The sequence below is a fragment of the Subtercola sp. PAMC28395 genome (assembly GCF_018889995.1).
GTDB lineage: Bacteria > Actinomycetota > Actinomycetes > Actinomycetales > Microbacteriaceae > Subtercola.
Window position 1 is genome coordinate 1660923 of record NZ_CP076547.1, and the last position, 15482, is coordinate 1676404.

Genomic DNA, 15482 nt, shown 5'->3' on the forward strand with positions numbered 1-15482 from the left:
ATCGGTTGCTCTTAAGAGCGAAAAGTCCTACAGAAGTGGAGACTGGGCCGTGTCTCCCCGTACCGTGAGGTATTCCGTTCTGACCAAGGAGGCTCAGATGAAAAAATCATTGCGCTTTGCAGCACTCATTCCCATCGCACTCATCCTGTCCGCTTGTTCCGTGTCCACCACGCCCGGTGGTGCAGCGAGCACAGGATCAGCCGGAACCACCGGGACCGTGACAATCGGCTTCAGTCAGGCGACACAGCAGTCGCCTTTCTATGTCGAACTCGGTAACGGTGTGAAGGCGGAAGCCAAAGCAGAAGGAGCCGACCTCGTCTATGTTGACGCGAACGGCGACGTCACAAAACAGAACAACGACATCCAGGACCTCATCACCAAGGGGGTCAGCGTCCTGCTCATCAACCCGGTCGACCCTCAGGGGATTGCGCCGAGCATCGCTGCTGCGAAGGCCGCCAACATTCCTGTCATCACCGTCGACAGGTCAGCGGCAGGCTCGCTTGCGCACGTAGGTCGTGACAACGTCGCGATGGGCAAGCTCGTCGGCGAGGAACTCTCGAAAGCTCTCGGGGCTTCGGGGGGCAAGATCGTCGAAATTCAGGGCGATGCAGGCGGTACGGTCGCTATGGATCGCTCGAAGGGCTTCCATGACGCTTTCGCCGGCAACTCTGCCGTGACGATCGTGCAGGGTCCGTACGCCGAGTACATCCGTGCGAACGCGGTCACGGCAATGCAGGACCTCCTGCAGGCGAACCCCGATGTCAAAGCGGTGTACGCGCACAATGACGACATGGCTCTGGGTGCACTTCAGGTTCTGAAGGAGAACGGCCGCACCGACGTTCTGGTCTCCGGTGTCGACGGGCTCAGTGAAGCCGTGTCGGCGATCGCCGACGGCAGTCAGTACGTCGCCACTGCGCTGAACGACCCGATCTCACTGGGAGCCATTGCCGCCAAGACGTCAATCTCCGCAGCTAAGGGCGACAAAGTCGACGCAGAGATCGACGCAGGCACTGCGCTGGTCAACAAGGGCAACGCCGCCAGCTATGTCGGCACGACCCTGTTCGCGCAGGCGAAGAAGTAGCCACACCCCTCTGTGGTCGGGGCTCGGTGAAGAACCAATCGCCGGGCCCCTCCCACCACCACTCATTCGCGGTGACGCTGCGATCAACCGGAAGAATCTCATGACAGACGAACTCCTCTCCACTCACCTTTCGAATGCGCCCCTCGCCGGCGAGATGACAGCGGGAGTTCTTCACGATGTGGGAGACGTGCGAATCGAGCAGGTACCGATCCCGACCCCGGGCCCCGGGGATCTGCTCGTGAAGGTCGCCGCCTGCGGAGTGTGCGGGTCGGACATACCGCGGATGAACTTCTCGGCACCCTACCGGCTCCCGCTCATCTGCGGTCATGAGTTCTCCGGGCACGTGGTGTTCGCCGCCGACGATGTCACAGGTTTCACCGTCGGTGACCTCGTCTCGGTGCCGCCGCTGCTGCCGTGTCGCAAATGCGAGAGCTGCCTCGAGGGGCACTTCAGCCTCTGTGAGGACTACGACTACTTCGGCAGCCGTCGTGACGGTGCGTATGCGCAATATGTCGTCGTTCCTGCCGACAACGCGCTGATCATGCCCGAGGGGCTCGACCCTCGGGCAGCAGCAATGATTGATCCTGCGGCGATCGCGCTGCACGCCATCTGGCGCACTCGTCTGACAGCCGGATCACGTGTCGCCGTCATCGGCGCTGGCCCAATCGGCTTGTTCGCCGTTCAATGGGCACGACTGCTCGGCGCCACTGACGTGCTGGCCGTCGACGTGAACGAGCAGAAGGCGGACATGGCACGTGAGGCCGGCGCAACGCACACCGCCACCAACGATGAGGAGGCTCTCGCGCACGCTGGCAAGGGCTACGACGTCATCATCGAGTCAGCAGGAGTGCCGCAGACGATTGCGCTTGCAGTGAAACTGGCCGCCCGTCACGGCGAGGCCGCGTTCATCGGCATTCCGCACCGGCCGGTGGAGCTCGACAAAGCGGCATTCAGTGGTTTTCTTCGCAACGAAGTGAGCCTGTACGGGAGCTGGAATTCCTTCTCTGCGCCGTTCCCTGGTAAGGAATGGACGGAGTCGGCGGCCAAGCTTTCGACCGGCGATCTCAAGTGGCAGTTCATGATCACGCACGAACTGGGGCTCGATGCGCTGCCCGAGACGATGAAGCAGTTGGCCGACAGGTCTATCTTTAGCTCCAAAGTTCTCTTCTTCCCGAACGCTGGATGACATGCCCCACTACCTTGCAATCGACATCGGCACCGAAAGCGCCCGTTGTGCCGTCTTCACAAGCGAAGGGCGACGGGTCGGCGATGGCAGCTCGACGTATATGACGACGTTTCCACGATCGGGGTGGGCAGAACAGGACCCCCTCGACTGGTGGAACAGCGCTGCCGATGCCGCGCGTCAGGCGTTGTCGCAAGCGGGGGTGACCGTTGTCGATGCGGTCAGTATCGCGACGACCTCGTCTTCTGTGGTCTTTCTCGACTCGCAGGGGCATTCGCTTCGCCCCGCGCTTCTCTGGATGGATGCTCGTGCGAGCGAACAGTCCCGCAGAACGGCGGAGGTCGATCATCCGGCTCTGAAGTTCTCAGGCGGCTCGGACTCGTCGGAGTGGCTCGTGCCCAAGGCCATGTGGGTTGCCGAGAACGAACCCGATGTGTACGCGGACTCGCGCTACATCGGAGAATCAGTGGACTACCTCACCTGGAAGCTCACGGGGGAATGGCTGGGCTCCCGCCTGAATGCGACCTGCAAATGGAACTACGACTCTCGCGAATCGGATCTGCCCCATGACCTCTACGAGACGCTCGGCGTACCCGATCTCGGCACCAAGCTCCCGAAGGACATCAGGGCTGTCGGACGTGTTGCAGGCAGGCTCACGGACGAGGCCTCGGCGAAGTTCGGCCTGTCCAACCGGCCGGTCGTCGGCATCGGCGGTATTGACGCCCACCTGTCACTGATCCCTCTTCAAGGTCTCAGCTCCCACCCGGTGTCGATCGTCGCAGGAACCTCGAACGCGTTCATCGCGGAGTTGACCGACCCGGTCTTCTCCTCCTCGATCTGGGGCCCGTACCCTAACGCGCTCAGTTCCGGCAAGTGGCTCGTCGAGGGCGGTCAGGTCTCGGCCGGGTCATCATTGACGTGGCTGGCTGAACGGGTACTGGGCTTCGGGCGCGAGCGTGTTCAGGCTCTGATCTCAGACGCAAGCAGTCTCGACGCCGTAACGCATGGTCTGCTCGTGCTCGACAACTTCATGGGCAACCGGACTCCGCTGCGTGACCCGCTGTTGCGCGGGGCGATTCTCGGTGCGAGCCTCGGAACGACCCCGGCGCAGCTATATCTGGCCACCGTTGAATCGGTGGCCTATGGCACTCGTCAAGTTCTCGACTCATTCGTCGATGCCGGAGTGGACGATTCAGACGTCTTCATCACTGGAGGAATCCGGCACAATGCACTGTGGCTGCAGACCACAGCCGATGTTCTCGGGCGACCGATCAACCTCGTCGCTGGTGAGAATCTCACCCTCCTTGCGTGCGCGGCGATCGCCGCCACGGCAAACGGCGATGCCGCAACGCTCGAGGAGGCCGCGCGCGTGTTCAGTCCCAGCAGTGTCGTCGTCGAGCCCGACGTGGTCAAGCACGAGATCCTCGACCAGGCCTATTCCTTGTACCGTGAGGCGACAACGGCGACGACGGGAATCCATCACTCCCTCCACAAACTCTCAACCGGTCATTCGGCCACTGTCGCCACGGAGCCCGGGCTGTCATGAACGCCGACGACGAGTTGCTTGCGGTGAAAGCCGCTGAGCTCTATTACGAAGACGACAAGACGCAAGACGAAATCGGTGCCCTTCTGCACCTGACCCGGTGGAAGGTCGGCCGGCTGCTCAACCAGGCCAAGCAGGAAGGTTTCATTCGCATCGAGATCGTGCACCCTCGTGCGCGCAAACTTCCTCTGGAACGCGAACTCCGAGCGCGGTTCGGCCTCATCGACGCTGTCGTCGTGCCGAGTTCCGACTCCGATGACGAACCCGAACTTCGTGCGCGGGTAGCCAGCGGCGCAGCAGCGTACCTGACCTCACTCCGCCCAGCGCCGCGCACCTTGGGTGTCAGCTGGGGTCGCACGATGCACGACGTGGCAATGAGCCTGCCCGAGGGCTGGGCTCGAGGCGTGAGCGTCATTCAGATCAATGGTGGTGTCAGTCTCAACAAGCGAGCGAGCTCTGCGGCGAACACTGCCGTCTCCATCGCCCAGAAGGGTGGCGGTTCTGCGACCCTCTTGCCGTCTCCCGCGATACTGCAAGAGGCAGCGACGAAGCGCGCCATCGAAAACGATCGAACCGTTCGCGCCGTGCTGGATGCAGCTGCCTCCGCGTCGACGTACCTCTTCAGCGCAGGCGCGGTTGATACCAAATCCGTGCTCGTGGAGAGCGGATACCTCAGCTCGGCCGATGTCACTGCTCTCATCTCAAAAGGCGCCGTAGCCGATGTGATCGGCAGGTTCATCGATGCAGACGGAAACATCATCGATCACTCGCTGAACGAACGAACGCTCGGCCTTTCGATCGACGCGCTGCGGGCTTCGAACAGTGCCATCGCCGTCATTGCAGGCGAGTCGAAACACGAGATCTGCCGCACGGTCGTCTCGAACGGCCTCTGCACGGTCCTGGTCACTGATCAGAACACAGCCACCTACCTCTTGGAGTCTCAACGATGAATGTCGACGCCCCTCTGGTAACCACCGAGAGCCAGGCCAACAGCCTGCCGGCTCTTCGACTGCGCATGCGCAGCATCAACAAGTCGTTTCCCGGCACCCACGCCTGCCGCGATACTCGACTCGAGGTGAGTCCGGGCGAAGTTCACCGCTTACTCGGCGAGAACGGCGCAGGCAAGTCCACGCTGATGAAGATCCTGTCGGGTTCGTACCAACCAGACAGCGGAACGATTGAGATAGACGGGGTCGAGGTCTCATTCGCTACCCCGCTCGACGGCATAGCGGCTGGGATCGCCGTCATCTATCAGGAACTCGACCTATTTCCCGATCTGACCGTGGCTCAGAATCTCTACCTCGGGCATTCTCCGAGTGTTGCGGGGCTCGTGCGCAGGCGGCAGCGAAAGATGGATGCCCGGCGCGTTCTCGAGCGCGTCGGAGCCACGTTCTCTCCCGACGCGGTGGTCGGCACCCTGCCGATCGCAGACCAGCAACTCACGGCGATCGCCCGGGCACTCACTGCCGATGCCCGTCTGATCGTGATGGACGAACCGACCGCGACGCTCGGCGACGCCGATGTCGAGAAGGTGCACCGCGTCATCCGTGGCCTTGTCGAAGAAGGCCGTTCGGTCGTCTACATTTCGCATCGCCTCGATGAGGTGCGCGACATCGGTGACAGGGTCACGGTATTGCGCGACGGGGCGAACGTCGCAGAGCACGTTGTCGCCTTGAGCACTCCGGACCAGTGGATCGCCGACATGATCGGTGACAAGAAGCACGAACTCACCGATGTGACCGACAGGCCGCGACCGACGGGAGTGCCGCTGCTCGACATCCATCACGTGGGCATAAAGGGCGTCATAGATGTCGACAACGTCTCCGTTCTGCCCGGCGAGATCGTCGGTCTCGCAGGACTCGGCGGTGCGGGTCGAACCACCTATCTGTCGGCCGTTTTCGGCGCAACAAAGTCGACCAACAGCATCAGTCTCGACGGCAGACCCCTCCGAATCCGCTCAGTTCGCGACGCGACGGCAGCCGGGTTCGGACTCGTGCCCGAATCGCGCAAGACCGAAGGCCTCATGTTGGGGCTCTCGATCGCACGAAACGCATCCGTCTCCTCGATCGATAACGCACCGTGGCTGTTCCCGCATCGCAGAGGCAAGGCGCTCTCCGCTCCCGTGCTGAAACGCCTCGGGGTGAAGTACGCCAGCGTCAACCAGGCAGTCGGACAGCTCAGCGGTGGCAACCAGCAGAAGGTCGTCCTCGCGAAATGGTTGACCAGGGGCATCCGGGTGCTGCTGCTCGACGAACCGACCAGGGGACTCGACATCGGAGCCAAAGCCGATCTCTACAGGCAAGTTCGAACACTTGCCGACCAGGGTGCTGCGGTCATCGTTGCCAGCAGTGAGCTCTCCGAGCTCATGGCCAATGCCGACCGCATCATCGTTCTGCACGAAGGCCGCAAAGTCGCCGAATTCGACCCCAGAACTCATTCCGAAGAAACCATCACGCACGCCATCATCAGCGGGAAGACCTCATGACAATCCTCAAGAATCCAGACACCGTGAGCCAGGCCGGAGAGCCGGCCAGGCCCGAGAATTCCCTTTGGAAGCGTCGAGGGTCGAGCTGGCTCGTCAAGGGTAATCTGCTGATCGTCTTCGTTGTGCTGGTCGTCGTCGCCTCGATTCTTTCGCCCGACTTCCTCACCATTCGAAACGTATCCAACCTCCTTCAGCAGTCGAGCCTGACGGGCATCATCGCCATCGGCATGACCCTGGTCATCCTGACCTCGGGAATTGACCTTTCGGTGGGCAGTACAGCAGCCCTCAGCGGAATGGTCGTTGCGATCGCTCTCGATGGCGCGGTTCCGATACCGCTCGCGATCCTTCTGGCGATGGGGACCGGCATTGTCGTCGGACTCGGGATGGGGTACGTCGTCGCCTGGATCAGGCTCCCTGCCTTCATCGTCACACTTGCTGGCCTCACGGCAATCCGGGGCGCTGCTTTTCTCACCACCGACGGCAAGCCCGTCGGTCAGAACCTCCCGGAGGCCTTCACCGTCATCGGCGGAGGCTACATCGGGTTCTTCCCGATCACCGGATTGATCTTCATCGCCGTCGCCCTGGTCGCCGCCGCTGTCCTGAGGTTCACCACGTTCGGTGAGTACATCTACGCAGTAGGGAGCAACGAGGAGGCCGCCCGGCTCTCGGGGGTGCCGGTAAAATGGGTTCAGATGGCTGTATTCGGAATCTCAGGACTCACAGCAGCGATCGCCGGAATCCTCCTCACCAGCCGTCTCACGATAGCCCAGCCGACAGCGTTCACTGGCGCAGAGCTCGACGGTATCGCAGCGGTCGTGCTGGGTGGGGCGAGCCTCTTCGGTGGTCGAGGAGGAATCAGTGGCACCTTCATCGCCGTTCTGCTGCTCAGCGTTTTGAAGAACCTCTTCAATCTCATGGGCATAGGTTCGTTCTTCCAGATGGTTGCCACCGGCATCATTCTTCTGTTGGCATTGATTCTGAACAAGTTCATCGACTCGCGTGCGCGCACGATTTCCTGACTGAGAAAGAGACATCATGACTATCGAACAGCCCGTGATCGACACCCCAGGTGCCGTCCAAGGCATCAGAGACCTTGTCGGTGGGGAAGCAACCGATACGAACCTCCGCCGCTACCTCGAAGGCATTCCGGGCGTTGACGCTGTCGGTCTGGAACAACGAGCAGCGTCGCTCGGCACCCGCTCCATCAAGACCACATCAAAAGCGTGGGCCCTCGACACGATCATCCGGTTGATCGACCTGACCACCCTCGAGGGTGCCGATACACCGGGCAAGGTCAGGTCTCTCGTCGCCAAGGCGCTGGTGCCCGATGCAAGCGATGTGAGCACTCCACGTGTGGCGGCGGTGTGCGTCTATGGCGACATGGTCGGTGACGCGGTTGCCGCCCTCGGTTCGGCACACGGCGACCCGGACCACGGCGGCGTGAGCGTGGCGGCCGTCGCGACCGCGTTCCCGAGCGGCCGGGCTTCGCGCGCGGTCAAACTCGCCGACACCGCAGATGCAGTGAGGGCCGGTGCCGACGAGATCGACATGGTCATCGATCGCGGCGCTTTTCTCTCTGGCCGGTACGGCCAGGTCTTCGACGAGATCGTCGCTGTGAAAGAGGCCTGCCGCCGCCAGGATGGAACGTCTGCGCACCTGAAGGTCATTCTCGAGACGGGCGAACTGAACACCTACGACAACGTTCGCCGGGCATCCTGGCTGGCCATGCTTGCCGGTGGTGACTTCATCAAGACATCGACAGGAAAGGTCGCCCCCGCCGCGACCCTGCCCGTGACCCTTCTCATGCTCGAGGCTGTTCGCGACTGGCATCGGGTGACCGGCCAGAAGATCGGCGTGAAGCCTGCCGGTGGCATCCGGTCGTCGAAAGATGCCATCAAGTACCTCGTGACGGTGGCAGAGACGGTGGGGGAGGAGTGGCTGCAGCCGCACCTGTTCCGGTTCGGTGCGTCGAGCCTGCTGAACGACGTTCTGCTTCAGCGCCAGAAGCTGACCACGGGGCACTACTCGGGCCCCGACTACGTCACAGTCGATTAGACGAACGCCATGTCCAGTCGAACACCGCATCAAACACTGAAGGACTATTGTGACTTTTCTTGAATACGCTCCGGCCCCGGAGTCGACGGGATTGCTGAATCTGAAGGCCAACTACGGCCTCTTCATCAACGGGGAGTTCGTCGACGGCAGAGGCACTGCTTTTGCGACGATCTCTCCGGCTACCGAACAGACCATAGCCATGATCTCGTCAGCTGATGACGCCGATGTCGACTCAGCCGTGCTCGCTGCGCGATTGGCATATGACACCGTGTGGTCGACGATGTCGGGGCGCGACCGCGGGAAGTACCTGTTCCGCATCGCCCGCCTTGTGCAGGAGCGGGCCCGCGAACTCGCCGTGGCCGAGACCCTCGACAACGGCAAACCCATCAAGGAGAGCCGTGATGTCGACGTGCCTCTCGTTGCTGCGTGGTTCTTCTACTACGCAGGGTGGGCCGACAAGCTCGACCATGCTGGCCTTGGCGCAAACCCCTCGTCGCTCGGAGTTGCAGCTCAGGTCATCCCCTGGAACTTCCCCTTGTTGATGCTTGCCTGGAAGATCGCGCCGGCTCTTGCCGCCGGAAACACCGTGGTGATCAAGCCGGCCGAGACGACGTCGCTGACGGCGTTACTCTTCGCCGAGATTCTCCAGCAGGCCGACCTCCCCGCAGGCGTCGTCAACATCGTGACCGGCGACGGGGCAACCGGTCGCGCGCTCGTGAACCACCCCGGTGTGAACAAGGTCGCGTTCACGGGATCGACCGCCGTCGGGCGCGAGATTGCACGGTCGCTGGCAGGCACGAACAAGAAGGTCACCCTTGAACTGGGTGGCAAGGCGGCCAACATTGTGTTCGACGACGCACCGATCGACGAGGCTGTCGAGGGCATCGTGAATGGAATCTTCTTCAACCAAGGCCAGGTGTGCTGCGCCGGCTCGAGGTTGCTCGTGCAGGAGAACGTGCACGACGAGGTGGTCGAACGCTTGAAGGCTCGCATGGCGACACTTCGGGTGGGGGATCCCCTCGACAAGAACACCGATGTCGGCGCCATCAACAGCGCAGCGCAGCTTGCTCGTATCGAGGCGCTCTCGGCTGCGGGAGAGGCGGAAGGGGCTGAACGCTGGAGCCCACCGTGTGAACTACCGCAGAACGGGTTCTGGTTCGCGCCGACGATCTTCACGAACGTCTCGACGAGCCACCGGATCGCCCGGGAGGAGATCTTCGGCCCTGTGCTGTCGGTGCTCACCTTCCGCACACCCGCCGAGGCGATCGCCAAGGCCAATAACACTCCCTATGGGCTCTCAGCGGGAATCTGGAGCGACAAGGGAAGTCGCATTCTGGCCGTCGCCGACAAACTGCGCGCAGGCGTCATCTGGGCGAACACGTTCAACAAGTTCGACCCGGCCAGCCCGTTCGGTGGCTACAAGGAGTCAGGTTATGGCCGTGAGGGTGGAAAACAGGGCCTGGCCGCGTACCTGAGCCCGGCAGCACCGGTTCTGGCGTCGGCCACACCTACATCGGCCGTACCCGCATCCCGACGAAAGAGGGTTTCGAAATGACGCATCTCGCTGTTCCCAAGACGTACAAACTGTTCATCGGAGGTAAATTTCCTCGTAGCGAGTCCGGCTACACGTATGAGGTTCTGAGCGCATCCGGAGCCTTTCTCGCCAACGCCGCCAAAGCATCCCGAAAAGACGCGAGGGACGCGGTCGTGGCTGCCCGAGCTGCGGTCTCCGGATGGTCGGGAACGACTGCCTACAATCGTGGTCAGGTGCTCTACCGCATTGCCGAAGTACTCGAGGGTCGCCGCGCCCAGTTCGTCGATGAGATCGTTCAGGCCGAGTCCGTGACAGCGGACGTCGCCGGGGCCCAGGTCGACGAGGCAATCGACCGATGGGTCTGGTATGCCGGCTGGTGTGACAAGTACGTTCAGGTTGCCGGTAATGCGAATCCCGTTTCGGGACCCTACTTCAACCTGTCCGTGCCAGAGCCCACCGGCGTCGTCGCGATCGTGGCGCCGCAGGATTCGTCTCTGCTCGGTCTCGTGAGTGTCGTCGCCCCCGCCCTGGTGAGCGGGAACACGGTTGTTGTTCTCGCGAGTGAGCAGTTCCCGCTGTCGGCGATCAGCTTCGCCGAGGTGCTCGCTACGAGCGACGTGCCAGGAGGAGTTCTCAATATCCTCACCGGGTCGCCGAAAGACATTGCCTCCTGGCTCGCCTCGCACGCCGACGTCAATGCACTCGACCTTTGTGGAGCGTCAGCATTGGATTGGGTGGATCTCCAGATTGCTGCTGCCGAGACGCTCAAACGTGTGCTGCTTCCTGAGACCGGGCTCGATGCTGGCTACCCGACTCTCGGCCGGATTACCGCGCTCACCGAAACCAAGACCGTCTGGCATACCAAGAGCCTGATCTGACACGCGTTCGTCACGCCGTTCGCCGCAGAGTCACAGCTCGCGGTCTTTCGTGACCGACATCGCGGTGGTACGTTTTTCGTACTGTTTCCCCAGACCCCGGTGACAGGTGTTGATCGTCAGATCGATACCGGAGCCGCACACACGTGCCACGTCTGAGGGAGCAAAGTGACCAGGAACCTGAATTCGACACTCGCGGCACTCGTCGGTGGGTGTATCGTCGCCGGTCTCGTGATTGCCGTGTCGCGGGCTGTTGGTGCCCGAGACGGTGTCAGGCCGGTTCAGGGCGTTCCCGAGCCAAGTGATCCTGCGCCCGAGTCACTCAGCAATGTGGCAGAGCGGAGTAGCCAACCGCCGAGGCGGCCCAATCGTGTGCCAAAGCCTTCCCGCCCAGGTGTTGGGGCAACCGGGTACGAGACCGTGCTGTCAGTTCACGTGCCTGAGCTGGTTGATCACATGTCGGAATCCACCGGGGCAACCGATGGCCTGCTCAGTCCCACCGTCCATGCCATAACGGCCCACTCGTCGGCCAGCGACCCTGGATACGAGGCTGCGTCGAACGACCTCGACTGGGCCGTGCCAGAGCCGGCCTGACGCAGCCCTCATCCCTTGCCGGATGAGCAATCCGCCATCCCACGTCGCTTCAGCCATCAACCAAGTGGTCGTCAGGCCGTGGGAACGGCTGTCTGTGCCCCGGCGAGGCCATCTTCCAGCGGGTATCCGAGAGATGTCGCGAGCCGCAACAGGAGGCTCTCGAGGAGTTCTGTCTCTCCTTCGGTCATCGTGTCGGCGACAGTCGTGATCGCGCCCCGGTAGTCGTCGTAGACGCCGGCCATGACGGCCTCGCCCGCTGGGGTGAGTTCGAGGAAGATGGCTCGCCGATCGCTCGGGTGGGCGACCCGGAGGATCAGGTCGCGCTCGACAAGTCGATCTGAGATCGCTGTCACGGCACCGGTCGTCAGATTCATCGAGCCGGCTAGCATCTTCGGCGAGGCCTGGCGTGCTTCGGCAATGCGCGACAGCACGCGGAGTTCCGACAGGGTGAGCTCGCGTTCGGTCGCGAAGCGGTTTCTCGTCTTGTCGAGCGCGCGGAGGAGTACGAGGGTAGCGGCTGGCAAGCCCTCGACGGCCTGAATCGGCCCCGTCTGCCCGAACATCCGATTCTCCCTGCTGATTCTCATATCGATCCCAGAGCGCGTCTGGCTGGTGGCTGCATCAGGCTACCGGGCTGGTGAAGTGTGTCAATCCCCAAAACAGCCAGAGTTCAAACTACTCACTCTCTGAGATACTTACCCATACTAATGGGCGGTGCGTGGGCACTCTCCTCTGGTCCCACGAGTGAAAAGAGTACTGATGAGCACGTACCGGTTGACGGTGAACAACGAACGGTATTTCCTTCCCGAGGGCAGAGACGTGGTGGGCCTGAAGGCCGTATTCGCCGAAGCATCCCGCATGGGTGGAGGTTTCGTCGACGTTCTGAACACGTCAAAATTGCGCGTCGCTCTGCTGATCACGCCCAGCTCGTCCATCAAGTTCGAAGAGTTCGACGCGGTCCTGCAGATCGACGAATTGTGGCAACCGCCCCTCGCGCACTCTTCGGCACAGCCGTTTGCACTCTCGAATACAGGGGAAGCCGAGTTGGGCTCCGACCTGTTCGAGTACGACGACTTCCAGTTCTGACGGGCCAGCGGCGGGTGCCTTTGCGTGCCGAGAGGCCCACGCTGACCGCATTCGGGCACAGGCCGACTGTTCCGGATGCCCGTGGCCGTCTTTGTGTGCGAAATCCCTAGATCCGAGTTTCTGCAAATCTGCACAGCGCGGGTGCGTGTTCGGTGATTGATCCGCATTCCAGTGCAGTGATACTCCTGAACCATGACGAACTCTCTCGAACGCAAGACAGCGCTGGTCACAGGCGGCGCAAGTGGAATCGGGGAGGCAGTTGCCCATACCCTCTCCTCGCGGGGTGCGCAGGTCATCGTGGCTGACCGTGACGGCGACGCTGCCCGGCGGGTGGCGGCAGACATCGGGGGCACCGCGTGGGAGGTCGACCTCCTCGACCCCGAACAGGTCTCCGACGACGCCCTCGCCCGCGCCCTGCCGCCCATTGACATCCTGGTGAACAACGCCGGTGTACAGCGCCTGGCGCCGATCGAAGACTTCGCCCCCGGCGACTTCAGGATGATCGTGACCCTCATGCTCGAAGTGCCCTTCCTTCTCATCCGCCGTGTTCTGCCGTGCATGTACGAGCGTGAATGGGGTCGCATCATCAACGTGTCGTCTGTTCACGGATTGCGCGCATCCCCGTTCAAGAGTGCCTACGTGTCGGCGAAACACGGGCTCGAGGGGCTGTCGAAGGTGACGGCGCTCGAGGGTGGCCCCAAGGGTGTCACGAGCAACTGTGTCAGCCCCGGCTATGTGCGGACTCCCCTCGTCGAGAAGCAGCTGGCCGAGCAGGCGGAGGTGCACGGAATCCCCGAGTCGGAGGTGCTCAGCCGCATCATGCTCACGGAGAGTGCCATCAAGAGGCTCGTGGAACCTTCTGAGGTCGCGTCGCTCGTCGGTTGGCTCGCATCTGAGGAGTCCGCAATGGTGACCGGTGCGAGCTACACGATGGACGGTGGCTGGTCGGCCCGCTGAGCGGACGCTCGTATTCCGCCCGAGGCGTCGCAGGCTGCGGCAAGCAGGGCGTCAGCTGTAGGGGCTGCCGATCATCCGGCTGCCGGGGCGCCCTTCGAGGGCGTCGCTGAACTCGATCATCCGCGAGCGCAGTGCTGACGCCACCGCAGCGATGGCCGGTTGCCGGAGCGCCTCGGTGCGGAGAACCATCCAGTACGCCAGCCGTTCGCCGACCAGCTCCGGCAGAACGCGGACCAGGTCTGAGTGCTGGTCGGCCATGAAGCACGGCAGGAAGCCCATGCCGGCACCCGCACGAGTCGCCTCGACGTGCACGAAGACGTTCGTCGACGTGACCCCGTCGACCATGGTCGGCACGAGCCGGCGCGGCGCATCGAGGTCATCGACCTGCAGGATCGAGTCGATGAAGTACACCAGCGGGTGCGTCATCAACTCGGGCAGTGACGTTGGAGTGGCGTGTTCGCTGAGGTACGCACGGGAGGCGTACATGCCGAGGGAGTAGTGACCCAGCTCGAAGGCCTCTGTGCGGTGAACCTGGGGCTCGCCGACCACCACTTCGATGTCGAGACCAGATCGGTGCTGCAGCGCCCGCCTGGTCGCGGTGACGATTTCGACGCTGAGATTCGGATGCTCGCGCCGCAGCGCAGCGACCGCAGGAGCGGCGATGTACGCGCTGAACCCGTCGGTTGCAGACAGTCTCACCACACCGCTGAGCTGCCGGGGTTCGTCGGGCGGCGCTGTGAGTTCGCTCACGGCCGCCTCGACGGCTTCGGCTGCCCCGACGGCCTTCTCGCCCAGGGCGGTGAGTTCCCATCCGCCAGCCGACCGGGCGAGCACCCGGCCGCCGAGGGCGTGCTCGAGCGAGGTGATCCGCCGCGAGACGGTGGTGTGGTTGATGCCGAGGCTCTCTGCCGCCGTCAAGAAGCGGCCCGTGCGCGAAACCGCCAGGAGAATCAGCAGGTCGTCTGCATCCGGCGACAGTGCCGGGCGGGAGGATTCGTTCATATCTGCAAGTATGCAGTCTAGAGTCATCTACCGAGCGAGGCAATGGCGCGCAAGCCCCCGCCCGATCTGGCGCCCGCTGCCTACTATCGGAATATGGAACTTCCTCCCGTGACACCGGCGAGCCCGAAAGACGCGGGTGTCAGGGGAGAGCTGAACCACGATCGATACGTGGGCTCGCGAGACCTCACGCACTGGTACAGCCCGATCGGGCGCTTTCTCGCCCGGCTGACCCGCCGGCTGTCGGCCAGGCTCGGTCCGCACGGTGCGCTCATCCTCACGCTGGTCTTCGGCATGGCCATCGTGGTTCTGCTGAGTGCCGCAGCCGCTCAGGTCTACGACGCCGTCACCGATTCCGACGGCGTCGCCGGGCTCGACAAGCCTCTGCTGAATGTCATGATGTCAGCGCGTTCGCCATGGTTCGACTTCATCGTCACCGCCTACACCGACATCGCCGGGCCCATCGGGATGCCGATCATCGCCGTGGGGGCCATCGTGATCCTGGCACTGAGGCGGCGGTCGTGGACGCCGGTGATACTCATTGCGGCTGCCGGAACCGGCTCCCTCCTCATGACCATCGCCGGCAAGGACCTGATCGGCCGCGACAGGCCGCCACTGGCCGACGCTGTGCCACCGTACGAATACTCGCCGTCGTTCCCGAGCGGGCACACTCTCAATGCGGTCGTCATCGCGGGAATCATCGCGTACCTCCTGGTCCTGCGCCAGAAGACACCGCGCGCGCGGGTGATCACCATCGCTGTCGCCGCGCTCTTCGCCCTCACGATCGGTCTCAGCCGCGTCTACCTCGGGCACCACTGGTTCACCGATGTGCTCGCCGGCTGGATGCTCGGGGCCGCTTGGCTCGCCATCGTGATCACCGCTCACCGGCTCTACCTCACGACCCGAAGAAAGCCGTCTGAACAACAGCAGCCCGAACATCAGCAGCCCGAACGTCAGCGGCCTGCGCACGAACCACCCGACGATCTGGAGCACACGACATGACGCCCTCGAAAGAGCCCAGGCACGCCGCCACAGATGAAACTGTCGAAGAGGGGACGGCCACCAATGAGACGGTCACGGATGATGTGGT

At 62.9% G+C, this 15482-nt stretch carries 15 protein-coding genes; 13 read left to right on the forward strand and 2 right to left on the reverse strand.

Translation table 11 applies throughout. The features are described from left to right. Positions 1-97: 97 nt before the first annotated feature. The 10 genes from KPL76_RS07705 to KPL76_RS07750 all read left to right on the forward strand — a co-directional run bounded on the left by KPL76_RS07705 (position 98) and on the right by KPL76_RS07750 (position 11350). Positions 98-1081: a substrate-binding domain-containing protein gene (locus KPL76_RS07705; protein ID WP_216331923.1), complete on the forward strand. Its 984-nt coding sequence runs from the start codon at positions 98-100 to the stop codon at positions 1079-1081. A gap of 100 nt (positions 1082-1181) precedes the next feature. Then, a complete protein-coding gene (locus tag KPL76_RS07710; protein ID WP_216331925.1) occupies positions 1182-2267 on the forward strand; it encodes a galactitol-1-phosphate 5-dehydrogenase in 1086 nt (361 codons plus the stop codon). 1 nt (position 2268) lies between these two features. Next, positions 2269-3810, forward strand: coding sequence for a ribulokinase (locus KPL76_RS07715; protein WP_216331933.1), 1542 nt, complete (start codon positions 2269-2271; stop codon positions 3808-3810). Then, a complete protein-coding gene (locus KPL76_RS07720) occupies positions 3807-4757 on the forward strand; it encodes a sugar-binding transcriptional regulator (RefSeq protein ID WP_216331935.1) in 951 nt (316 codons plus the stop codon). The genes KPL76_RS07715 and KPL76_RS07720 overlap by 4 nt, the downstream gene beginning before the upstream one ends. Continuing rightward, positions 4754-6292, forward strand: coding sequence for a sugar ABC transporter ATP-binding protein (locus KPL76_RS07725; protein WP_216331937.1), 1539 nt, complete (start codon positions 4754-4756; stop codon positions 6290-6292). The genes KPL76_RS07720 and KPL76_RS07725 overlap by 4 nt, the downstream gene beginning before the upstream one ends. Further along, a complete protein-coding gene (locus tag KPL76_RS07730; protein ID WP_216331939.1) occupies positions 6289-7311 on the forward strand; it encodes an ABC transporter permease in 1023 nt (340 codons plus the stop codon). Before KPL76_RS07725 ends, KPL76_RS07730 begins: the two co-directional genes overlap by 4 nt. 16 nt (positions 7312-7327) lie before the next feature. Next, the gene (deoC, locus tag KPL76_RS07735; RefSeq protein WP_216331941.1) at positions 7328-8347 is read left to right on the forward strand and encodes a deoxyribose-phosphate aldolase; all 1020 of its coding nucleotides are present in this window, start codon (positions 7328-7330) and stop codon (positions 8345-8347) included. Positions 8348-8396: 49 nt separating this feature from the next. Continuing rightward, positions 8397-9902, forward strand: coding sequence for an aldehyde dehydrogenase family protein (locus tag KPL76_RS07740; RefSeq protein WP_216331943.1), 1506 nt, complete (start codon positions 8397-8399; stop codon positions 9900-9902). Then, a complete protein-coding gene (locus tag KPL76_RS07745) occupies positions 9899-10759 on the forward strand; it encodes an aldehyde dehydrogenase family protein (protein ID WP_216331945.1) in 861 nt (286 codons plus the stop codon). The genes KPL76_RS07740 and KPL76_RS07745 overlap by 4 nt, the downstream gene beginning before the upstream one ends. 453 nt (positions 10760-11212) lie before the next feature. Further along, entirely contained in the window at positions 11213-11350 is a 138-nt protein-coding gene (locus tag KPL76_RS07750) for a hypothetical protein (RefSeq protein ID WP_216331946.1), read from the forward strand. A gap of 71 nt (positions 11351-11421) precedes the next feature. Here KPL76_RS07750 and KPL76_RS07755 read toward each other — a convergent pair whose 3' ends face one another. Continuing rightward, on the reverse strand, positions 11422-11913 hold the full coding sequence (locus tag KPL76_RS07755; RefSeq protein WP_216331948.1) for a MarR family winged helix-turn-helix transcriptional regulator: 492 nt from the start codon (positions 11911-11913) through the stop codon (positions 11422-11424). 196 nt (positions 11914-12109) lie between these two features. On the opposite strand from KPL76_RS07755, the gene KPL76_RS07760 reads away from it, so the two are divergent. Then, positions 12110-12436, forward strand: a complete 327-nt coding sequence (locus KPL76_RS07760) for a hypothetical protein (RefSeq protein WP_216331950.1) — start codon at positions 12110-12112, stop codon at positions 12434-12436. A gap of 192 nt (positions 12437-12628) precedes the next feature. Continuing rightward, positions 12629-13393, forward strand: coding sequence for a 3-hydroxybutyrate dehydrogenase (locus KPL76_RS07765; protein WP_216331952.1), 765 nt, complete (start codon positions 12629-12631; stop codon positions 13391-13393). Positions 13394-13444: 51 nt separating this feature from the next. Here KPL76_RS07765 and KPL76_RS07770 read toward each other — a convergent pair whose 3' ends face one another. Beyond that, entirely contained in the window at positions 13445-14395 is a 951-nt protein-coding gene (locus KPL76_RS07770) for a LysR family transcriptional regulator (protein WP_253201945.1), read from the reverse strand. A gap of 93 nt (positions 14396-14488) precedes the next feature. Between KPL76_RS07770 and KPL76_RS07775 the strand changes: the two genes are divergently transcribed. After that, on the forward strand, positions 14489-15394 hold the full coding sequence (locus tag KPL76_RS07775) for a phosphatase PAP2 family protein (RefSeq protein ID WP_216331954.1): 906 nt from the start codon (positions 14489-14491) through the stop codon (positions 15392-15394). The last annotated feature ends 88 nt before the right edge of the window (positions 15395-15482 follow it).

What these genes read in the sequence shown, in the direction of transcription:
- KPL76_RS07710 (WP_216331925.1), top strand. Translation starts at nt 1,182, where the DNA reads ATGACAGACGAACTCCTCTCCACTCACCTTTCGAATGCGCCCCTCGCC.
- KPL76_RS07755 (WP_216331948.1), bottom strand. Translation starts at nt 11,913, where the DNA reads ATGTTCGGGCAGACGGGGCCGATTCAGGCCGTCGAGGGCTTGCCAGCC.
- KPL76_RS07770 (WP_253201945.1), bottom strand. Translation starts at nt 14,395, where the DNA reads ATGAACGAATCCTCCCGCCCGGCACTGTCGCCGGATGCAGACGACCTG.
- KPL76_RS07705 (WP_216331923.1), top strand. Translation starts at nt 98, where the DNA reads ATGAAAAAATCATTGCGCTTTGCAGCACTCATTCCCATCGCACTCATC.
- KPL76_RS07765 (WP_216331952.1), top strand. Translation starts at nt 12,629, where the DNA reads ATGACGAACTCTCTCGAACGCAAGACAGCGCTGGTCACAGGCGGCGCA.
- KPL76_RS07720 (WP_216331935.1), top strand. Translation starts at nt 3,807, where the DNA reads ATGAACGCCGACGACGAGTTGCTTGCGGTGAAAGCCGCTGAGCTCTAT.
- KPL76_RS07730 (WP_216331939.1), top strand. Translation starts at nt 6,289, where the DNA reads ATGACAATCCTCAAGAATCCAGACACCGTGAGCCAGGCCGGAGAGCCG.
- KPL76_RS07760 (WP_216331950.1), top strand. Translation starts at nt 12,110, where the DNA reads ATGAGCACGTACCGGTTGACGGTGAACAACGAACGGTATTTCCTTCCC.
- KPL76_RS07745 (WP_216331945.1), top strand. Translation starts at nt 9,899, where the DNA reads ATGACGCATCTCGCTGTTCCCAAGACGTACAAACTGTTCATCGGAGGT.
- KPL76_RS07715 (WP_216331933.1), top strand. Translation starts at nt 2,269, where the DNA reads ATGCCCCACTACCTTGCAATCGACATCGGCACCGAAAGCGCCCGTTGT.
- KPL76_RS07775 (WP_216331954.1), top strand. Translation starts at nt 14,489, where the DNA reads ATGGAACTTCCTCCCGTGACACCGGCGAGCCCGAAAGACGCGGGTGTC.
- KPL76_RS07725 (WP_216331937.1), top strand. Translation starts at nt 4,754, where the DNA reads ATGAATGTCGACGCCCCTCTGGTAACCACCGAGAGCCAGGCCAACAGC.
- KPL76_RS07750 (WP_216331946.1), top strand. Translation starts at nt 11,213, where the DNA reads ATGTCGGAATCCACCGGGGCAACCGATGGCCTGCTCAGTCCCACCGTC.
- deoC (WP_216331941.1), top strand. Translation starts at nt 7,328, where the DNA reads ATGACTATCGAACAGCCCGTGATCGACACCCCAGGTGCCGTCCAAGGC.